This window comes from Verrucomicrobiota bacterium (genome assembly GCA_027622555.1).
Classification (GTDB): domain Bacteria; phylum Verrucomicrobiota; class Verrucomicrobiia; order Opitutales; family UBA2995; genus UBA2995.
Genome location: JAQBYJ010000073.1, coordinates 23,519 through 30,125 on the forward strand (window position 1 = coordinate 23,519; position 6,607 = coordinate 30,125).

Genomic DNA, 6,607 nt, shown 5'->3' on the forward strand with positions numbered 1-6,607 from the left:
CCTAGATTTGTCTTGAAACAGCTAGCCCCCTGTTCGTTATAAGAAGGCGGCTGTGGTGAACTACCCCACGTGTTTCAAACACGGCTTCATCATTCACATACACAAATCGATTATTTCGCATATTCATTCATGAACGCTTTAATAAGTCTGCTTGGCATGGTGGTTCTCATCGGAATCGCTCTTCTTTTTTCCAGTAATCGCAAAGCAATAAAACTTCGAACCGTAAGTGTGGCTTTTGGACTCCAGTTTTGCATCGGCGGTGTGGTGCTTTTCTGGGATAAGGGCAAGCAGGCATTGGAGGCGATCGCATTCGGGGTTCAGCAGGTGATCAACTATTCTCAGGATGGTTTGGACTTTCTTTTGGGCGGTTTGGTCAGCGATAAAATGTTCGAGCTTTTTGGCGGATTAGGGTTTATTTTCGCATTCCGGGTTCTTCCTGTCATCATTTTCTTTTCATCCCTGATCGCGGTACTTTACCACCTGAAAATCATGCAGATTGTGATAAAGATTCTTGGCGGAGCACTTCAAAAGATGTTGGGGACAAGTCGAGCTGAAAGCATGTCTGCAGCAGCCAATATTTTTGTTGGCCAAACAGAGGCACCTTTGGTCGTTCGTCCTTACATCGCGAATATGACTCGCTCGGAACTTTTTGCAATTATGTGCGGTGGTGTGGCTTCCATAGCTGGATCGGTTCTAGCTGGTTTTGCCAACATGGGTGTGGAATTGAAATACCTTATTGCTGCCTGCTTTATGGCAGCACCGGGTGGACTCCTGTTCGCTAAACTCCTGATCCCCGAAACGGAAACACCGAATGATGCGGTACTCCCGTCTGTCTCTGAAGATCTTCCTGCCAATGTGTTTGATGCCGCTGCAACTGGCGCTTCAAGTGGACTCAAGTTGGCGGCCAACGTGGGGGCTATGCTTCTGGCCTTCATCGCACTGATTGCCTTGGTAAATGGTATGGTTGGTGGAGTTGCCAATTGGTTTGGTTACCCGGACCTGACCTTGCAAATAATCCTGGGAACCGTTTTCGCACCGCTCGCCTGGGTTATTGGTGTTCCTTGGCCGGAAGCCTTCCATGCCGGAAGTTTTATAGGCCAAAAAATCATTTTAAATGAATTCGTTGCCTACGGAGATTTTGTCCAGGTTCAGGAAACTTTGTTACCTCGCACCAAGGTCATCGTGACCTTCGCGCTTTGCGGTTTCGCCAACCTCTCTTCAATTGCTATACTTCTTGGAGGAATTGGTGTTATGGCTCCAAGCCGTCGACAAGAAATTGCCAACCTCGGATTGAAAGCTATCCTGGCAGGTTCATTGTCCAACTTTTTGAGTGCTGCCATTGCTGGATTCTTTATCGCGTTTTCGTGAAATGAAATTTCAGAAAAAATCCCACGTGCTTTCAGGAGAATCTGTCGTTTCCATAGGTCTTTCAACGCTTGTGTAGGAGCTGCTTTACCTGCGAAATCGGATAGCTGAAAAATCGCGGATAAAGCAACTCCTACATTTTGACAAACCTATGTGTTCCGTGAAAAGAATGCCTAAACTAAAATGTTTGCTGATGATATGAACTACCTTCCTCAAGAAATCATTCGAAAGAAGCGCGATGGCCATTCACTGACCTGGGCCGAAATTAATTTTTTTGCCAGCGGTATAGGAGACAATTCCATTACAGAAGGTCAGATCGCCGCTTTCGCAATGGCGGTCTTTTTTCAGGGGCTTACGATGGACGAGCGAATCGCGCTGACGTTGGCGATGCGCGATTCGGGAGATGTACTTTCCTGGGATGCACTGAACCTAAACGGGCCGATCATCGATAAACATTCCACAGGCGGAGTTGGAGATTTGGTGTCCCTCATCTTGGGTCCACTCCTGGCCGCATGCGGCGCATATGTGCCGATGATTTCCGGACGTGGTCTGGGCCATACGGGAGGCACCTTGGACAAGCTGGAATCCATCCCCAACTATAATCCTTTCCCGGATAATGAATTATTTCGGAGCACGGTGCGCGACGTGGGAGTTGCCATCATAGGCCAGACCGGAAATCTGGCCCCTGCGGACAAACGTTTTTATGCAACCCGCGATGTAACCGGAACGGTTGAGTCGATCGACCTTATAACCGCATCCATTCTTTCCAAAAAATTAGCCGCTGGTCTCGATGCTCTGGTGATGGACGTAAAAGTAGGACAGGGAGCTTTTATGCCAAGCTATGAGGCATCCAGGGAACTGGCCCAAAGTATAGCCGATGTGGCGACAGGAGCTGGTACTCCTACGACTGCCTTGCTGACGGATATGAATCAATGCCTGGCGTCGAGTGCAGGTAACGCCGTCGAAGTGAGGGAAACGCTTTCATTCTTAAAAAACGAGCACCGGAATCCTCGCCTTGAAACCGTCGTATTTTCTCTCTGCGCAGAAGTATTGGAAACCTGCGGACTGGTTGCTTCGAAGAAAGACGCATTTGAACGTATGGATGGACATATCAACTCGGGTCTAGCCGCTGAACTATTTGGCAAGATGGCGAGTGCCTTGGGCGGACCTTCCGATTTTGTTGAACGGTCTTCCACCTACTTGCCAGAAGCGAAAGTCGTGCGTCCTGTATATGCTGATACCAGTGGAGTAGTCATCGGCATGGATACGCGAGGCATTGGCATGTTGGTTGTGGCTATGGGTGGTGGCCGTACCAAGGCTGCCGATGCCATCGACCATAGTGTAGGTCTCGACCAGATCCCAAGTATTGGATCTCGTGTTAATAAGGAGGTCCCGCTGGCCATGATCCATGCCTCATCCGAAGCGGACTTCGAAATGGCGAAAGTGGCGATCAAGAATGCGATCCGAGTGGGTGATAAACAAGAGGGTGAAGTAGTAGAAATTTACGAAAGAATTTGTCCTCAAACAAGAATCCAATGAAACGCGTTATTCTTATCATTATGGATTCGTTTGGCATTGGTGCTTCAGCCGATGCCGACCAATTTGGTGGTGAAGGATACAACGATGTAGGGTCCAATACCTTTGGGCATATCGCTCAGGCATTTGCCCGGGGAGAGGCTGATAGTAGCGAACGGAGCGGACCCATCCAATTTCCACATTTAAATCAACTGGGCCTCGGAAGGCGCGAAAAGGGTCGAAGGCGCGAAAAGGGTCAGGCGCGAAAAGGGTCAATGTTCATATTTCATATTTATGCTCTCTCCGAATACTTCTTCTCCCATTCCCGTTAATTTTCTAAGATTGTTCTTGGTAGAGTGATGTGATTTATTTGTATAACTTCATCCACTTTTCTATTGAGAGGTAGGGCAAAATTTTATGAATATGAAATATGAACATCGACCCTATAGGCTTCCTTCTATAGGCTTCCTTTGAACATCGACCCTATAGGCTTCCTTTTGAAATATGAACATCGACCCTATAGGCTTCCTTCATCGCCTCGGTGCGACAAGGCAACGGAAAAAAGAACACGGAAAAAAGGGTCAATCCAATACTCTTGCAATAACAAGTGGCCGATTTAACAAGATTGAACAATTACGTAAAAACCTGATAACAAAGGTATTGGACCCCCCCTTCCCTTCTTGACCCCTTCCTTCCCCTTCGCGTAGCGGCTTAGTTCAACAAGACGCTTCAGGAAACCCGGACAAACCGGTTTCCAGACCTTAGTGTTCAGCGAAAGAATGGATTGCTTGATCGAGCTTATATGACATTTTGGAGATATGAGCACAAAAGAATTAGCTTTGGAAACGATCCGGAATCTACCGGATAGTGTATCCTGGGAAGAGATTGAAGAGCGGATTCAGTTCCTCGCTGCTATCGAACGCGGTCGGCAGGAGGTAAGGGAAGGGAAAGTAATCCCTCATCAGGAAGTTAAAGAAAACCTGAAGGAATGGATTACCAAATAGTTTGGACCGAATCTGCCCAAGAGGATCTGAAGCAACTGGTGAGTTTCATCGCCGCAGACGATCCTGTTTCGGCGGAACGATTTGGTCTCGGACTTGTAGATCATGTTGAGCAGGCTTCCCAACAGCCATGGAGTGGAAGAAAAATTCCAGAACTGAATATTGAAGCCCTGAGAGAACTGATATATTCCCCCTACCGGATCATTTATGAAATCTTGGATGATGAGAAATTAGTTTATGTTATCCGTGTTTGGCATGCGGCCCGAGGAGAGCCTAAAATCGACTAGCCGAACATCTCAATTCCGAGAAGTTTTTCCAAGAACAACCTTCACATTACCTAAACAAACGATGGGATCCTACGACAGAGCAGACTGGCATTATGATGGCGAAGATTTTCCTATGGATGCGCCACCTGAACGAGGAGGTACGCGCATCGGGATGTTTTTAGCTTGGTGTATTATAAGCGGACTCGAGGGACAGTTTCATAAAGAAGAATCCGTGGTCTCGTTGGAGGCTGTTCGAAACCGAACTATGACGGGCACCGAATTTTTGTTCAAGGAGTGTGATGAAAAATTTGGGGATGAAGACTTAAGCGAGGAAGGCAACCGTTTTGCTGAGCATTATTACGAATCCAACCTCTATAATTCAGATTATTCAGAGTCGCTTGGTCAGCTCGCAGACAATCTATACGACGTCGAAGATACTTGGGAAAACTATGATCTCATTGCTAAAATAATTGATGAAAGGTTTAGGCAATGGCGCAACCCCAAGAAACCAAAACGTGTTTGGGATAAGTATCAAAAGAACGCACTTGGATCTTTTGGCATTTCAATAATTTCAGTTGTGATGGCATTCACCCTACTTGAAGGACCCAATGCCAAGGAAGAAGACTACCTCGCATCAGAAGGGCTCCTTGCAAAAAATGAAGTTCTAAGATTCGAAGAAGGATCCTCGGATTACTTTGAGCTCTGGTTGAGTCTGCAATCTGGTGAGCGCTTCTTCCTCCGAGAGCCGGAAAGAGTAAATCTCGACAAATATTCTTCTCAACTCACATCGGGAACGACTATCAAGATTCGGTATAAATCCAGCGGGAAAAATAATGTTATCCTCTCAATAACAGCAGGGGATCAATCGGTCCTTTCATTCGCTGATTTTATCGCTTCAGAGACAAAGAAGCGGAATATAATCCTTATTGCTGGAGCAGCATTTACGATGCTGGGAATATTAATTCTGGGACTAAGGTATAAAGCAAAACGTGGAAGCTAACATACCTGGGTTTGACGATTGGAAACATTTGCCAGATTTGTTTCCAAAATGTTTCGACCTGAACCAGGCACGGTGCTTTCTTGTTTTAACGCAACCCACTTTATAAATTATCATGTCTATTCCGACTCCACACATTGAAGCTAAAGCGGGCGATTTCGCCGAAACCGTATTAATGCCGGGTGATCCGTTGCGGGCCAAATTTATTGCCGAGACATTTCTGGACGATTTGAAAGAAGTGAATCGGGTTCGGAATATGTTTGGTTACACCGGCAGTTATAAGGGTAAGCAGGTTTCGGTGATGGGTAGCGGAATGGGAATTCCTTCCATTTCGATTTATGCGAAAGAGCTTTATACGGAGTATGGAGTGCAAAACTTAATTCGCGTGGGTAGTTGTGGTGCCGTCGACACGAAAGTTAAAGTGCGCGACATCATCATCGGGATGGGCGCCTGCACTGACTCGGGTGTGAATCGTGCGCGGTTCATGGGTTTTGATTTTGCGGCGATCGCGGATTATAAACTATTGAAAAACGCGGTTACAGCTGCGGAGGCATTAGGGATTACTCCCTGGGTGGGTAATCTCTTTTCAGCCGATCTTTTTTATACTCCTATCCCCGAATTGTTTGATCGCATGGAGGCTATGCGGATATACGGTGTCGAGATGGAAGCGGCCGGACTTTACGGAGTTGCCGCGGAGTGTGGAACCTCTGCTCTAGCGGTGTGCACCGTGTCGGATCAAATCCGGACGGGAGAAAAAATCTCTTCAGAAGAACGGCAAACGACATTTACCGATATGATGAAGTTGACACTGGAGTCACTACTTTTGGATTAGGCCAGGAGTTGCTTATTGTTATGGATCCATTGGAACTAATATCCGTTGCGACTGAAGCCGCGAAACATGCCTACTCACCGTATTCAAACTTTCGTGTAGGGGCAGCTCTCCTCACCAAATCAGGGAAAGTATACACTGGCTGCAATGTTGAGAATGCCTCTTATGGATTGGCCAATTGCGCTGAAAGAACCGCGGTGGTTAAAGCCATATCAGAAGGCGAACGTGATTTTGAAATGATGGCTATAAGTTCTGTGGGTGGCGTTTACCCCTGTGGCGCGTGTCGGCAGGTATTGAACGAATTTGCTCCTGATTTGAAGCTTGTTCTTGGAGATTTTGAAGGGAATTTAACCGGCGAAACCTCGTTGAGAGATTTGCTTCCCAACGCCTTTGGTCCAGAATTTAAAAAAGATTAAAATCTCCTTATTCCTTTGCCCAGGCGTTTCATCACGAGATTGAATTGCCGTTGAAGCATAGGAATAGACGGAACCATTTCGATTCTGGCATTTCTTTACATTTCCTGCCTTGTTATGAAAACCATCTCAAAAAGACTGACTACCTTACTGATTGAGCCTGCCCCGAAAAATGGGAGACATGTTGTGCTAAACAATGCATAAAATGAGAACAATGAGTC

The 6,607-nt window shown here is 46.6% G+C and carries 7 protein-coding genes and 1 pseudogene; all 8 read left to right on the top strand.

What is annotated here, in order from left to right:
* Window positions 1-129 precede the first annotated feature (129 nt).
* Entirely contained in the window at window positions 130-1,368 is a 1,239-nt protein-coding gene (locus O3C43_17265) for a NupC/NupG family nucleoside CNT transporter (GenBank protein MDA1068241.1), read from the top strand.
* A 180-nt stretch (window positions 1,369-1,548) separates the two neighbouring features.
* Window positions 1,549-2,904 carry a thymidine phosphorylase gene (gene deoA, locus O3C43_17270; protein MDA1068242.1) on the top strand — a complete coding sequence of 452 codons (1,356 nt, stop codon included), beginning with the start codon at window positions 1,549-1,551 and terminating at the stop codon, window positions 2,902-2,904.
* Window positions 2,901-3,107: pseudogene (locus O3C43_17275) on the top strand (phosphopentomutase). The gene deoA and the pseudogene O3C43_17275 overlap by 4 nt, the downstream one beginning before the upstream one ends.
* Before the next feature lie 591 nt (window positions 3,108-3,698).
* Entirely contained in the window at window positions 3,699-3,884 is a 186-nt protein-coding gene (locus O3C43_17280) for a hypothetical protein (protein ID MDA1068243.1), read from the top strand.
* Window positions 3,869-4,168, top strand: a complete 300-nt coding sequence (locus tag O3C43_17285; protein MDA1068244.1) for a type II toxin-antitoxin system RelE/ParE family toxin — start codon at window positions 3,869-3,871, stop codon at window positions 4,166-4,168. Before O3C43_17280 ends, O3C43_17285 begins: the two co-directional genes overlap by 16 nt.
* Window positions 4,169-4,229: 61 nt before the next feature.
* Window positions 4,230-5,147, top strand: a complete 918-nt coding sequence (locus O3C43_17290; GenBank protein ID MDA1068245.1) for a hypothetical protein — start codon at window positions 4,230-4,232, stop codon at window positions 5,145-5,147.
* Window positions 5,148-5,265: 118 nt separating this feature from the next.
* Entirely contained in the window at window positions 5,266-5,976 is a 711-nt protein-coding gene (gene deoD / locus O3C43_17295) for a purine-nucleoside phosphorylase (GenBank protein ID MDA1068246.1), read from the top strand.
* A 20-nt stretch (window positions 5,977-5,996) separates the two neighbouring features.
* Window positions 5,997-6,389 carry a cytidine deaminase gene (locus O3C43_17300; GenBank protein ID MDA1068247.1) on the top strand — a complete coding sequence of 131 codons (393 nt, stop codon included), beginning with the start codon at window positions 5,997-5,999 and terminating at the stop codon, window positions 6,387-6,389.
* The last annotated feature ends 218 nt before the right edge of the window (window positions 6,390-6,607 follow it).

Coding starts and splice junctions, on each gene's coding strand:
- O3C43_17265 (MDA1068241.1), top strand. CDS start 130: ATGAACGCTTTAATAAGTCTGCTTGGCATGGTGGTTCTCATCGGAATC.
- deoA (MDA1068242.1), top strand. CDS start 1,549: ATGTTTGCTGATGATATGAACTACCTTCCTCAAGAAATCATTCGAAAG.
- O3C43_17280 (MDA1068243.1), top strand. CDS start 3,699: ATGAGCACAAAAGAATTAGCTTTGGAAACGATCCGGAATCTACCGGAT.
- O3C43_17285 (MDA1068244.1), top strand. CDS start 3,869: ATGGATTACCAAATAGTTTGGACCGAATCTGCCCAAGAGGATCTGAAG.
- O3C43_17290 (MDA1068245.1), top strand. CDS start 4,230: ATGGGATCCTACGACAGAGCAGACTGGCATTATGATGGCGAAGATTTT.
- O3C43_17300 (MDA1068247.1), top strand. CDS start 5,997: ATGGATCCATTGGAACTAATATCCGTTGCGACTGAAGCCGCGAAACAT.